At 68.5% G+C, this 16,152-nt stretch carries 20 protein-coding genes; 16 read left to right on the top strand and 4 right to left on the bottom strand.

The window, feature by feature from the left end; genetic code table 11:
• Positions 1-2: 2 nt before the first annotated feature.
• Positions 3-488, bottom strand: coding sequence for a MarR family winged helix-turn-helix transcriptional regulator (locus ACIPY8_RS05335; protein WP_400815761.1), 486 nt, complete (start codon positions 486-488; stop codon positions 3-5).
• A gap of 101 nt (positions 489-589) precedes the next feature.
• On the opposite strand from ACIPY8_RS05335, the gene ACIPY8_RS05340 reads away from it, so the two are divergent.
• The 4 genes from ACIPY8_RS05340 to ACIPY8_RS05355 all read left to right on the top strand — a co-directional run bounded on the left by ACIPY8_RS05340 (position 590) and on the right by ACIPY8_RS05355 (position 3,339).
• A complete protein-coding gene (locus tag ACIPY8_RS05340) occupies positions 590-1,381 on the top strand; it encodes an SDR family NAD(P)-dependent oxidoreductase (RefSeq protein ID WP_400815763.1) in 792 nt (263 codons plus the stop codon).
• A 78-nt stretch (positions 1,382-1,459) separates the two neighbouring features.
• The gene (locus tag ACIPY8_RS05345; RefSeq protein ID WP_400815764.1) at positions 1,460-1,627 is read left to right on the top strand and encodes a hypothetical protein; all 168 of its coding nucleotides are present in this window, start codon (positions 1,460-1,462) and stop codon (positions 1,625-1,627) included.
• A gap of 228 nt (positions 1,628-1,855) precedes the next feature.
• The gene (locus tag ACIPY8_RS05350; RefSeq protein ID WP_400815767.1) at positions 1,856-2,845 is read left to right on the top strand and encodes a nucleotidyltransferase domain-containing protein; all 990 of its coding nucleotides are present in this window, start codon (positions 1,856-1,858) and stop codon (positions 2,843-2,845) included.
• 2 nt (positions 2,846-2,847) lie between these two features.
• A complete protein-coding gene (locus ACIPY8_RS05355) occupies positions 2,848-3,339 on the top strand; it encodes an HIT family protein (RefSeq protein WP_400815769.1) in 492 nt (163 codons plus the stop codon).
• A 49-nt stretch (positions 3,340-3,388) separates the two neighbouring features.
• On the opposite strand, the gene ACIPY8_RS05360 is transcribed toward ACIPY8_RS05355, so the two are convergent.
• Together ACIPY8_RS05360 and ACIPY8_RS05365 are read right to left on the bottom strand one after the other, a co-directional pair.
• Complete coding sequence (locus ACIPY8_RS05360; protein ID WP_400815771.1) at positions 3,389-5,047, bottom strand: MDR family MFS transporter; 1,659 nt, start codon at positions 5,045-5,047, stop codon at positions 3,389-3,391.
• On the bottom strand, positions 5,047-5,658 hold the full coding sequence (locus tag ACIPY8_RS05365; RefSeq protein WP_400815773.1) for a TetR/AcrR family transcriptional regulator: 612 nt from the start codon (positions 5,656-5,658) through the stop codon (positions 5,047-5,049). Before ACIPY8_RS05365 ends, ACIPY8_RS05360 begins: the two co-directional genes overlap by 1 nt.
• A 150-nt stretch (positions 5,659-5,808) precedes the next feature.
• Between ACIPY8_RS05365 and ACIPY8_RS05370 the strand changes: the two genes are divergently transcribed.
• The 4 genes from ACIPY8_RS05370 (at position 5,809) to ACIPY8_RS05385 (ending at position 7,931) form a co-directional block, all read left to right on the top strand.
• The gene (locus ACIPY8_RS05370) at positions 5,809-6,267 is read left to right on the top strand and encodes an Asp23/Gls24 family envelope stress response protein (RefSeq protein ID WP_400815774.1); all 459 of its coding nucleotides are present in this window, start codon (positions 5,809-5,811) and stop codon (positions 6,265-6,267) included.
• 127 nt (positions 6,268-6,394) lie between these two features.
• Entirely contained in the window at positions 6,395-6,961 is a 567-nt protein-coding gene (locus ACIPY8_RS05375; protein ID WP_400815777.1) for an RNA polymerase sigma factor, read from the top strand.
• Positions 6,958-7,581 carry an Asp23/Gls24 family envelope stress response protein gene (locus ACIPY8_RS05380; RefSeq protein ID WP_400815779.1) on the top strand — a complete coding sequence of 208 codons (624 nt, stop codon included), beginning with the start codon at positions 6,958-6,960 and terminating at the stop codon, positions 7,579-7,581. The genes ACIPY8_RS05375 and ACIPY8_RS05380 overlap by 4 nt, the downstream gene beginning before the upstream one ends.
• Positions 7,578-7,931 (top strand): hypothetical protein, encoded by a 354-nt coding sequence (locus ACIPY8_RS05385; protein WP_400815781.1) that lies wholly within the window; start codon positions 7,578-7,580, stop codon positions 7,929-7,931. Before ACIPY8_RS05380 ends, ACIPY8_RS05385 begins: the two co-directional genes overlap by 4 nt.
• A gap of 63 nt (positions 7,932-7,994) precedes the next feature.
• Here the strand turns inward: ACIPY8_RS05385 and ACIPY8_RS05390 are convergent, their stop codons facing one another.
• Entirely contained in the window at positions 7,995-8,840 is an 846-nt protein-coding gene (locus tag ACIPY8_RS05390; RefSeq protein WP_400815783.1) for an SDR family oxidoreductase, read from the bottom strand.
• Positions 8,841-8,934: 94 nt separating this feature from the next.
• On the opposite strand from ACIPY8_RS05390, the gene ACIPY8_RS05395 reads away from it, so the two are divergent.
• The 8 genes from ACIPY8_RS05395 (at position 8,935) to glmM (ending at position 16,112) form a co-directional block, all read left to right on the top strand.
• Positions 8,935-9,300, top strand: a complete 366-nt coding sequence (locus tag ACIPY8_RS05395) for a winged helix-turn-helix transcriptional regulator (RefSeq protein ID WP_400815785.1) — start codon at positions 8,935-8,937, stop codon at positions 9,298-9,300.
• Between the two features lie 99 nt (positions 9,301-9,399).
• Positions 9,400-10,941: an APC family permease gene (locus tag ACIPY8_RS05400; RefSeq protein ID WP_400815788.1), complete on the top strand. Its 1,542-nt coding sequence runs from the start codon at positions 9,400-9,402 to the stop codon at positions 10,939-10,941.
• A 21-nt stretch (positions 10,942-10,962) separates the two neighbouring features.
• The gene (truA, locus tag ACIPY8_RS05405) at positions 10,963-11,811 is read left to right on the top strand and encodes a tRNA pseudouridine(38-40) synthase TruA (protein ID WP_400815790.1); all 849 of its coding nucleotides are present in this window, start codon (positions 10,963-10,965) and stop codon (positions 11,809-11,811) included.
• A gap of 174 nt (positions 11,812-11,985) precedes the next feature.
• Complete coding sequence (locus ACIPY8_RS05410) at positions 11,986-12,876, top strand: hypothetical protein (RefSeq protein WP_400815792.1); 891 nt, start codon at positions 11,986-11,988, stop codon at positions 12,874-12,876.
• A 44-nt stretch (positions 12,877-12,920) separates the two neighbouring features.
• Positions 12,921-13,589 carry an endonuclease/exonuclease/phosphatase family protein gene (locus ACIPY8_RS05415; protein ID WP_400815793.1) on the top strand — a complete coding sequence of 223 codons (669 nt, stop codon included), beginning with the start codon at positions 12,921-12,923 and terminating at the stop codon, positions 13,587-13,589.
• 191 nt (positions 13,590-13,780) lie between these two features.
• Complete coding sequence (gene rplM, locus ACIPY8_RS05420; protein ID WP_096714317.1) at positions 13,781-14,227, top strand: 50S ribosomal protein L13; 447 nt, start codon at positions 13,781-13,783, stop codon at positions 14,225-14,227.
• A 26-nt stretch (positions 14,228-14,253) separates the two neighbouring features.
• Positions 14,254-14,739, top strand: coding sequence for a 30S ribosomal protein S9 (rpsI, locus tag ACIPY8_RS05425; protein ID WP_050721664.1), 486 nt, complete (start codon positions 14,254-14,256; stop codon positions 14,737-14,739).
• A gap of 14 nt (positions 14,740-14,753) precedes the next feature.
• Positions 14,754-16,112, top strand: a complete 1,359-nt coding sequence (gene glmM / locus ACIPY8_RS05430; protein ID WP_400815797.1) for a phosphoglucosamine mutase — start codon at positions 14,754-14,756, stop codon at positions 16,110-16,112.
• Positions 16,113-16,152: the final 40 nt, after the last annotated feature.

Consider the following 16,152-nt stretch of genomic DNA (forward strand, 5'->3'; position numbering starts at 1 on the left):
CGTCAGGTGCGCGGGGGACTCCAGGGCTCGCCGGGGCCGATCGCGCTCGCGATACGACGGCTGACGGTTCCGAGCTGCCGCGCCTGCGCTTCCGTGAGCGTGTCGAAGACGAGCCGACGCACGAGCGCCTGATGCCCGGGCGTCGAGGCGGCGACCGCGTCGTGCCCCGCCGAGGTGAGGATGCCCCGTGTGAACCGGCCGTCATCGGGGTCGATCTCCCGACGGACCCACCCGCGCGCCTCCAGGCGGGTGATCGCGCGCGAGAGGCGCGACAGGGTGCAGCTGGCGTAGGCGGCGATGACGCTGAGCCGCAGGGTGCGTTCGGGGGCGAGGTCGAGGGCCTGAAGGATGCCCTGCTCGAAGTGCGTGAGGCCGCTGTCGCGCTGCAGCTGCGCGTCGAGCGCCGCGGGCAGCCGCTCCAGCAGGGAGGCGACGGACGCCCAGATCTCGAGCTCCTCCGGGCTGAGGGCATCGTCCGGTTCGGTCATGCGTTCAGCGTAGCTGACTTGCGCAGGCAAGTCATTCGGCGTACCTTGACTTGCTCAAGCAAGTGATTTCGGCGCGTCAGGCGTCGAGGACGGGAGTGGACATGGACCTCGGGCTGCACGGGAAGACCGCGTTCGTCAGCGGATCCACCCAGGGGATCGGGCATGCCGTGGCGTCGGCGCTGGCGGCCGAAGGAGTGAGCGTGACGCTCAACGGGCGCGATCCGGAGCGGGTCGATGAGGCGGTGTCGCGGCTGCGACGGGCATACCCGGAGGTCGAGGTGTCGGGGATCGCCGCGGACTTCGCGCACGTCGACCAGGTCGACCGGCTGACGGCCGCTCTCGGAGACGTCGACATCCTGGTGAACAACGTCGGCCTCTTCGGCCTGGCCGAGTTCGCGGCCGTCGACGACGAGGAGTGGATGCGGTACTTCGAGGTCAACGTGCTGAGCGGCGTCCGGCTCTCACGCCACGCCCTGCCCGGCATGCTCGAGCGCGGATGGGGGCGCATCGTGTTCGTCAGCAGCGAGTCCGGGGTCAACGTGCCGCGCGACATGGTGCACTACGGCACGACCAAGGCCGCGATGATGGCGCTCGGCAACGGTCTCGCGAAGCTCACCCGGGGCACCGCGGTGACCGTGAACACCGTGCTCGGCGGTCCCACCTATTCCGAGGGCGTCGCCGCGAGCGTCGAGGCCGTCGCGGCTCAGCGGTCGGTGCCCGCCGAGGCGATGCGCGACGCGATCATCGGTCAGAACGCGACGACGCTCCTCGGACGGTTCCTCGCGCCCGCGGAGGTCGCGGATCTGGTGGCCTACCTCGCCAGCCCGCGGGCCTCGGCGACGAACGGTGCGGCGCTGCGCGCCGACGGGGGAGTGCTCACCGGCATCCTCTGACGGGACTGTCAAGGGGATCGCCGTCCCGCGCCGAGCGATCGACCATGGAGGACCTGCACACCGACGACGGGAGTGATCATGTCCGACCCCCAACAGCCCGCGAGCGACGACTCCGGCATCGACGCGACGGGCGTCGACGCGGACTTCGTCACGAACGACGAGACGCCGGAGCCCGACGACGCCACGCCCGGGGAGGGGCAGACGAGCGACGGCGACGCGGACCTCGATCTGTCCGACCTGCCCTGACGCGCGACGGGACGACAGAAGGGCCTGCATCTCCGCGGAGTCGCAGGCCCTTCTGCATGCCGTTCGGTCGGACGGCGCTCGATACCGGTATTCCGTTCACAGGTCGGTCGCACCGACCTCTCCGAGAGCTACCCTGAACCGAATCCGGTGGGGGTGAGGCTGTTGGGGTTGGAGCTTGCGGAGGATGGCCGGGCGGTCTGGCGCGATTCGGTCTTCCACGATCTGGGAGTGAGCGGATCCGTCCGGACGTCGCTCGAGGAAGCGATGCGGAGATCGCGCACGGCGATCGTCGCGGCGCGCCGGACGCTCGAAGACGACGGAAGACTGCCGGACGGGCACGACATCGTCGCGTTCGGATCGCTCGCCCGCTTCGAACTCACCCCGCAGTCCGACCTCGACTGGCTCGTCGTGACCTCGGAAGCCCGCTCGTTCGACGCGGCGCCGCTCATCGAGACCCTCAGGTCGCAGCTCGTCGACGGCGTCACCCTCAGTGAACCGGGCAGCAGCCGGCTCTTCGGCGAGACGATCTCCGTCGACGATCTCGTGACGCCCATCGGTCTCCAGGAAGACACCAACCACACGACGACTCGCCGCATCCTGTTCCTCGAGGAATCCGTATCGCTGGCGCGCCCAGCGCTCCATGCTCAAGCCCTCCGAGGGGTCCTCGACGCGTACGTGAAGGCGAAGGACGGATCGGACCGGATCCCGCGGTACCTGCTGAACGACATCATCCGGTACTGGCGCACGATCGCTGTGGACTATCAGGCGAAAGCCACGCAGAAGAACCCGAAGGCGCTGCGGTATCTGAAACTGCTGATCCCGCGCAAGCTCTGCTACGTGGCGTCGATCGCACCTCTCTACCTTCTGCACAGCGGTGTCGCGGCCTGCGACGATCCAGTTGACTACCTGCTCGATCAATACTCGACGCCGGCACTGGAGCGCCTGCTCGATCTGCTCGCCCGGATCGCGAGAGACGGCGACGACACCGTGAAGGAGAAGTGCGAGCGCATTGCGATCGCGGCGAGCCGGTTCATCGAGAGCTCGGGGAGCGCCGATTGGCGGGCAGCGATCGAGGCGGACTTCCGCGGCGACGCCAGAAAGGAGTCCGCCGACTTCGGCGCCATGCGTACACTGGGCAAACAGCTTCACGCGGACCTGTGCGGGATCTTCCACGCGGAACCCTTCGACTCCTTCTCCCGCGAGTACATGGTGATCTAGAGATGTCTTCGCTGACGAGTGCCCTCGAGACCGACACACCCTGCATGACGTGCGGCTTCGAGCTCTGGGAGCCGATCGCGACGTCGACTCACGGGAAGCTGGGTCTGTACAACGACGACCGGTTCCCTGGGCGATGCATCCTCGCGTTCCCGCAGCACGCCGATTCCCTGGAGTCGCTGCCGATGGACTCGATGATGGGGTTCCTCCGCGACATCCAGATCGCGATGAAGGCGATCAGGCTGGCGACCGGCGCACGTCGCGTCAACGTCTCCATCCTCGGCAACCGGGATCCCCACCTGCACGCCCACCTCGTTCCGAGGTGGCCCGACCGCGAGGAGTTTCCGGACTGCTCGCCGTGGAACGATCAGCGCGACAAGGGGCGGCTTCCGGCGCACCGTGTCCGCGACCTCAAAGCGGACATCCTCGCCACGATGAGAGGCATCGACACCAGGACCGCCCGCTTCGCGATGCCGTCACCGATGTTCGAGGCGTGACGGCAGAAGGGCCCGGAACTCCGCGGAGTCCCGGGCCCTTGTGCCGTGCTCAGCGGCTGCGCGACTGTTCGGAGTCGCCGTGGGGCGACGCCATGGGGAGTCCGCGCTGCTCCGCCTCCAGGCGCTCCGCCTCCTCACCGCTGATCGCCTCGCCGCGTGCGACCAGGCCTGCGGTGTCGGACAGCGGGATCTGCCGGAGGAACAGCGACAGGACGAGGGCGATCGCGATGAACGGAACGAGGTACCAGAACACCGGTGCGAGAGCATCCGCGTACGCCGTGACGATTCCGTCGCGCACCTCGTCGGGGAGGGCATTGAGCGTCGCGGGGTCGATCGTCGATGCGGCCTGCGAGGCGTCGCCGGGAGAGGCCCCCGCGTCGGCGAACACCCCGAGCAGGTTCTCGGTCAGGCGCGTCGTGAAGATCGTGCCGAACACCGCGGTGCCGAGCGAGGCGCCGACCTCGCGGAAGTAGTTGTTCGTGCTCGTCGCCGTGCCGATCTCGTCGGCGGGCACCGCGTTCTGCACCACGAGGACGACGACCTGCATGATGAGACCGAGACCCGCGCCGAAGAAGAACAGGAACACGCAGATCAGCCAGATCGGCGTAGAGGCCGACAGCGTCGTGAACGCGATCATGGAGAGCCCCGTGATGATCGTGCCGAGGATCGGGTAGACCTTGTACTTCCCGGTCTTGGAGATCGCGATGCCCGAGAAGATCGAGGTGCCCATGAGCCCGACCATCATCGGGATCATCAGCAGACCGGATGCCGCGGCCGAGGTCCCCGAGGACATCTGCAGGAAGGTCGGGACGAAGCCGATCGCCGCGAACATGCCGATGCCGAGCACGAGGCCGATCGCCGTCGCGTTGATGAAGATCGGGTTGCGGAACAGGCTGAGCGGGATGATCGGGTCCTGCACGCGCGCCTCGGTGATCACGAAGGCGGTCGCGGCGACGACGAGGCCGGCACCCCACGCCCAGGTCGCGAGCGAGTCCCAGCCGAACTCCGCGTCACCGCCGAAGTCCGTGAAGAAGATCAGGCAGGTCGTCGCGATCGACAGGAAGATCACACCGAACACGTCGATCGGCTTCTCGGCCTTCTTGCTCGGGAGCTTCAGCGCCACGAGCGCGATGATGAATGCCGCGATGCCGACGGGGATGTTGATGTAGAAGGCCCACTGCCACGTCATGTGATCGACGAAGAAGCCGCCGAGGAGTGGACCGGCCACGGCCGAGAGGCCGAACACAGCACCGAGCGGCCCCATGTACTTGCCGCGTTCCTTGGCGGGGACGATGTCGGCGATGATCGCCTGCGACAGGATCATGAGCCCGCCGCCACCGAGGCCCTGCAGAGCGCGGAACACCACGAACGTCCAGAAGTCGGTCGCGAACGCGCAGCCCACCGAGGCGAGCGTGAACAGCGCGATCGCGACGAGGAACAGGTTGCGGCGTCCCAGGACGTCGCCGAACTTGCCGTAGATCGGCATCACGATCGTGGTCGCGAGCAAGTAGGCGGTGGTGATCCAGACCTGGTGGTCGACGCCGCCGAGCTGCCCGACGATGGTCGGCATGGCGGTCGACACGATCGTCTGATCGAGGCTCGAGAGCAGCATGCCCGCGATGAGGGCGCTGAAGATGATCCAGATGCGCCGCTTCGTGAGGAGGAAGGGTGCATCCTTGGTGGCGGTGGCGGTGGCGGTGGCGGACATCAGTCGGCTTTCTGCGAAGGGGTGAACAGGGTGCGGGTGGCCTCGAGCCGGCGCAGCACGAGGTCGCCGAAGGCGTCGGTGGAGTGGTGGTTCAGGAGCTGGTCCATGCTCAACCGCATGAGCGCGGCGACCGTGTACACGAGGACCTCCGCGCGCATCTCGGCATCGTCGTCGGTGCCTATGCGACGCAGGATGAGGTCGCGATCGCGGCGTTCGTTCTTCGCGAGCTGCTCGAATGCCGCTTTGATGAGCTTCGGCTCCTGCTCGATCACGGCGAGCAGCGCTCGCGCGTCGTCGATCGGGTTGAAGAGCTCGAACCGGGCGATCGTGAGCGCGACGAAGTCGTCGAGCAGGTCGCCGGTCGCCGTCTCGAACGTCTGCTCCAGCTCCTCCTGTCGCGGCTCCGCGGCGGCGAAGCCGAAGACGGCGTTCTCCTTGCTCTCGAAGTAGTTGAAGAACGTGCGTCGGGAGACGCCGACCTCGGCGCACAGCTCCTCGATCGTGAAGCCCGCGAATCCCTGCTCGGCGGTCAGTCGGCGTGCTGCGTCGGTGAGGGCGCGGGAGGTCTCGCGCTTGCGCTGCTCCCTCAAGGTTTCTGCACTGTCGCTCATGAAGTGCAAGTTTGCACTCTTCACCTTGGAGTGCACTGTGAAAGAAGTTCTCGGTGATTCTGTGACGAATCGCTCGTAGCATCCGTCCTAGTGGTGTCGCCCATCCGGCGATCACTCCACACGGAGTCTCGACTGACGAAGGAGCACATCATGGCGAACGCGAACACCGGCGCACGGCCCGAGGTCCAGGTCTCGACCGGAGCGGGCACCGTGTCGACCGGGACGACGATCATCGAGGACGGCGTGGTCGCGAAGATCGCCGGCATCGCCGCTCGCGAGGTCCCCGGAGTGCACGCTCTCGGCGGCGGCGCGGCGCGTGCCATGGGTGTGATCCGCGACGCGTTGAACTCCACGGACCTCGCACAGGGGATCCGCGTGGAGGTCGGCGAGACGCAGGTCGCGGTCGACGTCACGATCGTCGCCGAGTACCCGGCATCCCTCCCGCGTGTGGCCGCGGACGTCCGCGCGGCCATCTCCCTCGCGATGAGCGAGTTCGTGGGCAAGGCGGCCGTCGAGGTCAATGTGACGATCGACGACGTCCACATCCCCGCCGACGATGCGGAGGCGGACGAGATCGACGCGGAGCCGGTCGACAGCCGGGTGGACTAGGCGACGGAGGAACTCCCGTGAGTGGTTCGACGTCGACGGCGACGACCGTCGTCGCAGGGCGAGGCGGCCCATCCGACGTCCGTCGCGCTCCGAACCACTCGCAGGACTGGGAAGGGGAGGTTCCCACGTGGTCGGGGAACGGTTTCGCTCTGCTCTCGAGCAGGCTGACGACAGGATCGTCGCGGGGCGGGCGATGGACGGCGACGTCGACGCCTTCGCCGTGCTGGTCCGGAGGTACACGCCGATGATGCGCGCATACACGAGGCGCATGCTCAACGCATCGTCGGACGTCGACGACATCGTCCAGGAGACGTTCGTCACCGCCTGGCAGCGGTTCTCGGAGCTCGACGACCCGAGCCGGGTGAAGAGCTGGCTGATGCGGATCGTGAGCCGCAAGGCGATCGACCGCATCCGGGCGCTCCGGCCGACGGTCGACGTCGACGAGGTGGAGCAGGCGGCGCCGACGACGGACTCGCCCGCTCGGGTCGTCGAGGCCCGTCAGGGCATCGCGGCGCTCGGCGCCGCGCTGCGCGAGCTCCCCGCAGCCCAGCGCGAGTGCTGGGTGCTGCGGGAGATGGGCGGATACTCGTACGACGAGATCGCCGAGGAGCTCGAGATGTCGGTGTCGACGGTGCGCGGGCTGCTCGCCCGGGCGCGGAAGTCCATGATCGTGCGGATGGAGGCGTGGCGATGAACGACGACCAGGGTACTCCGGACGTTCAGCACCTCGGCCTCGAGCCGAGCGATCTCGACGGATACACACTCGACGACCTCACCGATTACCTGGAGGCAGGACGCGTTCCGCGGAACCCGTCGATCGAAGCGTCGCCAGGGTGCCAGCTCGCTCTCGACGCGCTCGAGCGCCTCCAGGGGCTGGGCGGCGAACTGATCGACGCCGATTCCGCGGCGATGCCGGAGGTCGAGGACGGCTGGGTCGATCGCATCCTCAGCGGAATCGCTCTGGATGCGCGCGCCGGACGCCGCATTCCGCTCGCCGCGTCCGACCCGGTGGACGACTTCGGCATCACGGAGGGCGCCGTGCGCGGGCTCATCCGGTCTGCGGAGAACGCGGTGGCGGGCCTCCTGATCGGGCATTCCTCGCTCGAGGGCGACGTGGCGACACCGGGCGTGCCGATTCGCATCGCGATCGACGTCAATGCGTTCTACGGGACGTCGATCCCGACCGCCGTGGAGCGTCTTCGTGCCGAGGTCGCCGACAGGGTGCGGCGCCATACCGATCTCGTCGTCACTGCTGTCGACATCACCGTGCGCGACATCCAGAGGGTGGGCCGCCGGCCCGGGGAGGCATCATGACCGCGACGTCACCGACACTGATCGCCGCCCGAGTCGAGGCGGCGATCCTCGGCACGACCGGCGTCCGCACCGTCTATCGTGCGGGGTCCCTGCTGTCGAACCTGGTGGGAGAAGGTGCGATCGCGCTCGGCGTGCGAGGAGCCGACGAGCCGCTGGTCGCCGTGGCGATCGGCGACGGCGGCGTCGAAGTCGAGGCGTCGCTGGGAATCGACTACGCCGTGGGCGCGGTCGAGACGCTGCGAGCCGCTCGGGCCTCCGTGGTCGACGCTCTCGCAACGGAGGGGCTCGTCGCCGCGGCGGTCGTGCTGACGATCGCCTACGTCCACCCGCGTGAGGCGTCGTCGGACTGACGGCGCATCCATGGCGGGAGGCGCCGAACCCGATCGGGGTCGGCGCCTCCTCCTGTCTCCGGGTCAGGCGGCGGCGCGCAGTCCCTCGACGAGCGGAGTGGTCGGACGGCCGATGAGCCGCGCGAGCGTGCCGTCGGTGTCGGCGAGCGCGCCACCCGCGATGCCGGCGTCCAGGGCGGCGACGAACCCGGCCGTGCCCTCGTCGAGGCCGGCGGCCTGCAGGGCGGCGAGCTGCTCGTCGAACGCGAGGCGGCGGTACTCGACGTCGCGGCCCGAGATCTCGGCGATCGCCGCGGCGAGGTCCTCGTAGGTCCAGGCGACGTCGCCGCCGAGCTCGTAGGTCCGACCGACGTGGCCGTCCTCGATCAGCACGACGGCGGCGGCGTCGGCGAAGTCCTTGCGGCTGGCGGACGCGACGCGTCCGTCGCCGGCGCCGGAGGCGAGAACGCCCGTCTCGGCTGCGCGTGCGGCGTCGGCGGCGTAGTTCTCGGTGTACCAGTTGTTGCGCAGGATCACGGCGGGGAGGCCGGACGCGGCGATCGCCTCCTCCGTCGCCTTGTGCTCGGGCGCGAGGACGAGGTCGCTCGTCGTCGCCTTCGGTGCACTCGTGTAGACGAACTTGGCGACGCCGGCGGACTTCGCGGCGTCGATGACGGCGGCGTGCTGCGCGGCCCGCTGGCCGACCTCGGATCCGGAGATCAGGAGCACGGAGTCCACGCCCTCGAGCGCTGAGGCGATCGAGGCGGGGTCCGTGTAGTCCAGGCGGGCGATGCGCACGCCGAGACCCTCGGCCTTCGCGACGTCGCGGGCGCCGGCGACGATGGACTGCGGGTCGACGCCCCGCTCGATGAGGCTCTGGATGACGAGGCGTCCGAGCTGGCCGGTCGCTCCGGTGACGAGGATGGTCATGGCGTGTCCTTTCGTTGGTGACATCCCCCACAACCGCGAGGCCGCATCCGAACATTCCGAACTGCAGGTACCCACTTTGAAGTAAGGTACATACGTGACGGTGAGTTTTGCGCAGATAAAGGAATCCACGCCGCAGGTCTTCGAGCCCGGATGCAGCACGCGAGTCATCCTCGACCACGTGATGAGCAAGTGGGGAGTGCTCGTCCTGTCGAGCCTCTCCGACGGCACGCGCCGATGGGGAGAGCTGCGTCGAGAGGTCGGCGGCATCAGCGAGAAGATGCTGGCCTCGACCCTGCGCACCCTCTCCGATGACGGGCTCGTGCACCGGGAGTCGTTCCCCACGGTGCCGCCGCACGTCGAGTACAGCCTCACGCCGCTGGGGCGCGACCTCATGGAGCGGATGCTGCCGCTCGTCGAATGGGTCGCCGATCACGCGGACGAGATGCTGGATCGCGGCTGATACGACGGATTCCGTCGACGCCGACCCCTTGCAGGTGCGGAATTCATCGGTCCAAGAAAACGATTGACGCGAGATGCGTGGAAGTCGTATGTTCTGAGCATGGCAGCAACGACGCCCATCCATCTGGAACGACCTGACGGCAAGGGCCTCGCGACGGGCTCACTGGGACTCTGGGGATCGACCGTCATCGGTCTCGCCTCGACCGCCCCGGTGTACTCGCTCGTGGCGACGCTCGGATTCGTCGTGCTCGCGGTGGGCGCACAGGCGCCGATCGCCTTCATCATCGCCTTCATCCCGATGCTCCTGATCGCCTTCGCCTACCGCGAGCTCAACAACGCGGTGCCCGACTGCGGCACGACCTTCACCTGGGGCACCAAGGCGTTCGGACCCTGGGTCGGTTGGATGGGCGGATGGGGCGTCGCGGTCGCGGGCATGGTCGTGCTCGCGAACCTCGCGCAGATCGCCTCGGTCTACTTCTGGTCGCTGATCGGCCTCGACCTCGAGAACAACGACTGGCGCATCATCCTCGTCGCCGTGTTCTTCATCGCGGCCATGACGTGGGTCAGCTGGCGCGGCGTGGAGATCGGCGAGCGCATCCAGAACATCCTGCTCGGCATCCAGTACCTCGCGCTGTCGATCTTCGTCGTCGCGGCGCTCTGGCAGTTCTTCAGCGGCACCGCCCCGAACCCGACCCCCTTCGACATCGCCTGGCTGAACCCCTTCGCCTTCACGGACTACTCCGGCTTCATCGAGGCGATCCTGCTCGCGCTCTTCATCTACTGGGGCTGGGACACGTGCCTGGCGCTCAACGAGGAGACCAAGGACCCCAAGCGCATCCCGGGACGCGCGGCGCTGCTCACGACCGTCATCCTGCTCTTCACCTACGTCGCCGTCACGATCGCCGCGATGATGTACGCGGGTCTGGGGGAGGACGGCACGGGTCTCGGCAACGAGGCGAACGCCGACGACTTCTTCCTCGCCATCAAGGACGGCCTCCTCGGTCCGTTCGGATGGGTGCTGGTGGTCTCCGTGATCATCTCGGCGATCTCGTCGACGCAGACCACGATCCTGCCGACCGCGCGCGGCACGCTCGCGATGGGCGTGTACCGGGCGCTGCCCGCCAAGTTCAAGGACGTCCACCCGACCTACAAGACGCCGTCGTTCTCCACGATCGTGATGGGTGTCGTCGCCTCGGCGTACTACGTGGGCATGACGCTCATCAGCGACAACATCCTGCAGGACTCGATCCTCTCCCTCGGGCTCGCGATCGCCTTCTACTACGCGATCACCGGCTTCGCCTGCGTCTGGTACTTCCGCAAGGATCTGACCCGTTCCGCCCGCGACTTCTTCTTCAAGGGGCTGTTCCCGCTGCTCGGCGGGATCATGCTCACCTACGCGTTCGTGCAGTCGGCGATCGACATGTGGGACGTGGACTACGGATACACGGTGCTGTTCGGCATCGGCGGCACGTTCGTGATCGGCATCGGCTCGCTCGCGTTCGGCCTCGTCCTGATGTTCCTCTGGTACCTGTTCCCCCGGTCGAAGCGGTTCTTCCGCGGCGAGAGCCTCAACCGCGACACCGAGGTCATGGTCCCGGACGAGCCGGCCGGCGCCATCCGCTCGATCGACGGCGGCGTCTGACCGCACCCGTAGGCTGGAGTCGTGCGCATCCGGCTCGACATCGCCTACGACGGCACCCACTTCCGCGGGTGGGCGAAGCAGCCCACCCTCCGCACCGTGCAGGGGACTCTGGAGGCCGCGCTCGCACGCATCGTGGGCTCCGACGTGCAGTTCGTCGTCGCCGGACGGACGGATGCCGGGGTGCACGCCCGGGGGCAGGTGGCGCACGTCGACCTCGACGACGAGCAGTGGGCGCGCATCGAGTCCCGCCACGGACGCGCGGCGCACGACCCCGCCGGATCCGTCGCCGGACGCATGCGCGGCGTGCTCGGGGCCTATCCCGACGTGACGGTCACGCGCTCGTCGATCGCGCCCGAGGGCTTCGACGCTCGCTTCTCGGCGGTGTGGCGGCGGTACCGCTACCGTCTCGCCGATGAGGCGTCGGGCTACGACCCGCTGCGACGGCTCGACACGACCACGCATCGGGGCACGCTGGACGCCGAGGCGATGGATGCCGCCGCGCGGACGCTCATCGGACTCCACGACTTCGCGGCGTACTGCAAGCCGCGCGAGGAGGCGACGACGATCCGCACGCTCCTCGACTACCGGTGGCACCGCGATGCCGAGGGCGTCCTCGTGGCGGAGGTCAAGGCCGACGCGTTCTGCCACAGCATGGTGCGGGCGCTCGTCGGCGCGTGCGCGGCCGTGGGAGAGGGGCGCCTCGACGTCGACGATCTGGTGGTGCTGCGCGATGCGCTCACGCGCACGAGTGAGTTCAAGGTGCTCGCCGCCCGCGGGCTGACGCTGACCGAGGTCGGCTATCCGGCCGACGACCTCCTCGCGTCGAGAGCCGCGCAGACGCGCGCGCGCCGCGATTCCTCCGCGGACTGACCGACGACCTACGCGCGTGGCCGCCCACTACCCCAGCGGGCGGCCACGGCGCGGGATGCTGCCGCGGCGTCCTCCCCAGGAACCGTACCGACGACTGTGGTCGCGAGAGGGGGTACCGCGGACCATACACTGAACGTACTCGGGGCTTGTTCACACGACGACGAGGGAACTGTGATGGACCGGATGGACGAGCAGCGCGGCGCGTTCGCGGCGGCGTTCCGTGCGGCGATCTCCGAACGGGGCATGACCCTCGCCCGTCTGCGGAGCCTCCTGATGGACGACGGAAATCCCATCTCGACGGCCACGCTCAGCTACTGGCGCTCGGGCGACCGCCAGCCCGAGGGGCCGCAGTCCTTGAGCGTCGTGGAGGGCATCGAGGACCGCCTCGCATTGGACCGAGGACACCTCACGAGCCTGCTCGGCCCCTCGCCGCGACTCGGCCCCGTCGCTCCGCCGCGCCTTCCGTTCGACGAGGAGCGCGAGCAGCGAGAGACCGAGGAGACGCTGACGGCCCTGCACGCAGCACCGCAGGAGTCGTTGCGCGACCTCTCCACCCATCTCACGGTCTTCGTCGGTGCGGACGGGGCGGTCGAGCGCATCGTGATGCGGTCGCTCGTCCAGGCCACGCGCGGCTCGATCGACGAGATCCCGCTGATCGACGTCGCGCCGGCCGAGACCGACGCCATGTCGGTCATCTCGGACGTCGTGGGCGGACGGATCGACCGCGAGTACCTGCATCCGGGCCGTCTGCTGTCCGGGGTGGTGATCGCGCTCGACCGTCCGATCACCACCGGCGGGACGGCGCTGTTCGAATTCGCCGAGACCTTCCCGCCCGGGTATCCACCGCGTCAGTACGCCTGGCACGCGACCTCGCGTCCCGCGCGGGAGACCTTGATCTGGGTGCGGTTCCCCGCGGACGCGATCCCGAGCTGGTGCGAGGAGTACCTGGAGACGGAGGAGGAGTACGTCTCGACCATGCGGGCCGTCCACGAAGGCACGGTGCACGTCGCCCGCCACGGCTTCGGTCCGGGGGTGCTCGGCATCCGCTGGGGGTACGACGACTGATCCGGAGCCGGGTCACAGCGGCGGGGAGTAGCGTGGGGAGCGCTATGAAGGTCATCTCGTACAACCTGCAGAAGCACCGTGCCGCGGGGGAGCTCGCGGCGCTCGCCGCCGAGCACGATCCCGACCTCCTGTGTCTGCAGGAGTGCGACGTGTCGGATCTCCCTCCACGTATCGGTGATCTCGCACTCGCCGACGCGACGCAGGGGAATCGGCTCGGGCTCGCCATGTTCTACCGGGAGAGCCAGTTCCGTCTGCAGGGGATCCGGACGATCGAGCTCAAGAAGTCGCTGCACGACCGGATCGCCAAGCCCGCGCACGAGCGGGTGCTGGGCGCGCGGCTGCACGACATCGACGCCGGGCGCGAGTTCATCGCGGCGTCGTTCCACGCGGCGCCCCTGACCGCCCTCAACTCGCTGCGCCGCCATCAGATCCGCGCCGCGCTCACGGAGCTCGCGACCCTGGGCGAAGGGCTCCCGCAGATCATGGTGGGGGACTACAACTACCCGGTGTTCAAGGAGAACCTCGGCCACGCGGTCCGAGAGCACGGCTACGCGCTGACGCTCAGCGACGACCACACCTATACGCGCTACCGCGTCTTCCGCGGGCACTACGACTTCGCGACCTCGGCGGGCTTCGAGATCGAGCGGGTCACGACTCTGCCGCAGAGGTCGAGCGACCACCGGCCGATCCTCGTGACCGCGCGGCTCGACTGAGCGGTGGCACGTCCCGGTTTGGGGGATCGCGCCGGATGACGTAAGCTGTCTCTTTGGTACTCGACTGCCGGGTGCCGCGAACGTGAGCCCTCCACTGGCGTGTTCCCCGAAGCTCTGACCTCGGACCACAGGGAACCACCCCGGAGTGGGATTCACGAACCTCTCCGTTCGAACAAGAAAGCAGCACTATCGTGACGCGCACTTTCACTCCCAAGGCTGGCGAAGTCCAGCGCGACTGGGTCGTCATCGACGCCACCGACGTCGTTCTCGGCCGTCTGGCCTCGCACGCCGCAGCGCTCCTGCGCGGCAAGCACAAGCCGACCTTCGCCAACCACATCGACTCGGGTGACTTCGTCATCATCGTGAACGCCGACAAGGTCGCGCTCACCGGTCAGAAGCTCCAGAAGAAGATCGCCTACCGTCACTCGGGCTACCCGGGTGGTCTCAAGGCCGTCAACTACGCCGAGCTCCTCGAGAAGAACCCGGTCCGCGCTGTGGAGAAGGCCATCCGTGGCATGCTCCCCAAGAACAGCCTCGGCCGTCAGCAGCTGTCGAAGCTCAAGGTGTACACGGGTGGCGAGCACCCCCACGCCGCGCAGCAGCCCCAGCCGTACACCCTCGACCAGGTCGCCCAGTAAGCGCCGTACAGACTAAGGACATACTCGTGGCTGACATCCAGGACTCCACCGAAAACCTCCAGAACTTCTCGACCTCGACTCCCGAGACCGACGCTGTCGAGGCGGCCCCCCGCCCCGTCCTCAGCGTCCCGGGTGCCGCAGTCGGCCGTCGCAAGCAGGCCATCGCCCGCGTGCGCCTCGTCCCCGGCTCGGGCACGATCACGGTCAACGGCCGTTCGATCGAGGACTACTTCCCGAACAAGCTGCACCAGCAGCTGATCAACGACCCGTTCACGGTGCTCAACCTCGCCGGCGGCTACGACGTCATCGCGCGCATCTCCGGCGGTGGCCCCTCGGGTCAGGCCGGCGCGCTGCGTCTCGGCATCGCGCGTGCCCTCAACGGCATCGACGCGGAGAACAACCGTCCGACCCTGAAGAAGGCCGGCTTCCTGTCGCGCGACGCTCGCGTCAAGGAGCGCAAGAAGGCCGGACTCAAGAAGGCCCGTAAGGCGCCTCAGTACTCGAAGCGTTAAGGTCGACCGCTCCGATGCCGATCTTTGGCACGGACGGTGTGCGAGGACTCGCCAATGGCATCCTCACCGCCGACCTGGCGCTCACCCTGGCCCAGGCGACTGCTGTCGTCCTGGGCCAGGGCCGTACTGCGGAGGCCCGCATCGCCGAGGGCAAGCGCCTCACCGCAGTCGTGGCCCGAGACCCGCGCGTCTCCGGCCACTTCCTCGAGGCGGCCGTCGCGGCCGGCCTCGCGTCCTCCGGTGTCGACGTGCTCGAGGCCGGGGTCATCCCGACTCCCGCACTCGCGTTCCTCGTGGCCGATCGTGACGCCGACTTCGGCGTCATGATCTCCGCCTCGCACAACGCCGCGCCCGACAACGGCATCAAGATCTTCGCGCGCGGCGGCGTCAAGCTCCCCGACATCGTCGAGGAGCGCATCGAGGCCGCGATGGCGGGCGAGAAGCTTCGTCCGACCGGTGCGGGCGTCGGTCGCATCATCCGCTTCTCGGATGCCGAGGACCGCTACGTCGTGCACCTGCTCGGCTCGCTCCCGAACCGCCTGAACGGCCTCAAGGTCGTGCTCGACTGCGCCCACGGCGCGGCGTCCGGCGTGTCGCCCGAGACCTTCCGCGATGCGGGGGCCGAGGTGACGGTGATCGGAGCAGACCCCGACGGCTGGAACATCAACGACGGCGTCGGCTCCACGCACCTCGACAACCTCGCAGAGGCCGTCGTGCGTCTCGGCGCGGACATCGGCATCGCGCACGACGGCGACGCCGACCGCTGCCTCGCGGTCGACGCCCAGGGCAACGTCATCGACGGCGACCAGATCATGGCGATCCTGGCCGTGTCGATGAAGGACCGCGGTCACCTCACCGACGACACGCTCGTCGCGACGGTCATGAGCAATCTGGGACTGCACGTCGCCATGCGCGAGCACGGGATCACGGTGCGCCAGACAGCCGTCGGCGACCGCTACGTGCTCGAGGACATGAACGAGGGCGGCTACGCCCTGGGCGGCGAGCAGTCCGGCCACGTCATCATGAGCGAGTTCGCCACGACCGGCGACGGCCTCCTCACGGGCCTGCACCTGGTGGCCGAGATGGCGCGCCAGCAGAAGTCGATCGCCGAGCTCGCGGCTGTCATGACGGTGTATCCGCAGGTGCTCATCAACGTGCGCGGCGTCGACAAGGACGCGGTGGACGGCGACGACGTCGTGCAGGACGCCGTGCGCTCCGTCGAGGCCGAACTCGGCGACACCGGTCGTGTGCTGCTGCGCAAGTCCGGCACCGAGCCGCTCGTGCGCGTGATGGTCGAGGCCGCGGATGCCGCGTCCGCGCAGGCCTACGCCGAGCGCCTCTCCGACGTGGTCCGCGAGCGCCTGGCGCTTTGACGCCGCGCACTCGGACTCCGAGACCGTCCGTCGGGCGGCT

The organism is Microbacterium sp. NPDC089696, from assembly GCF_044749125.1.
Classification (GTDB): Bacteria; Actinomycetota; Actinomycetes; order Actinomycetales; family Microbacteriaceae; genus Microbacterium.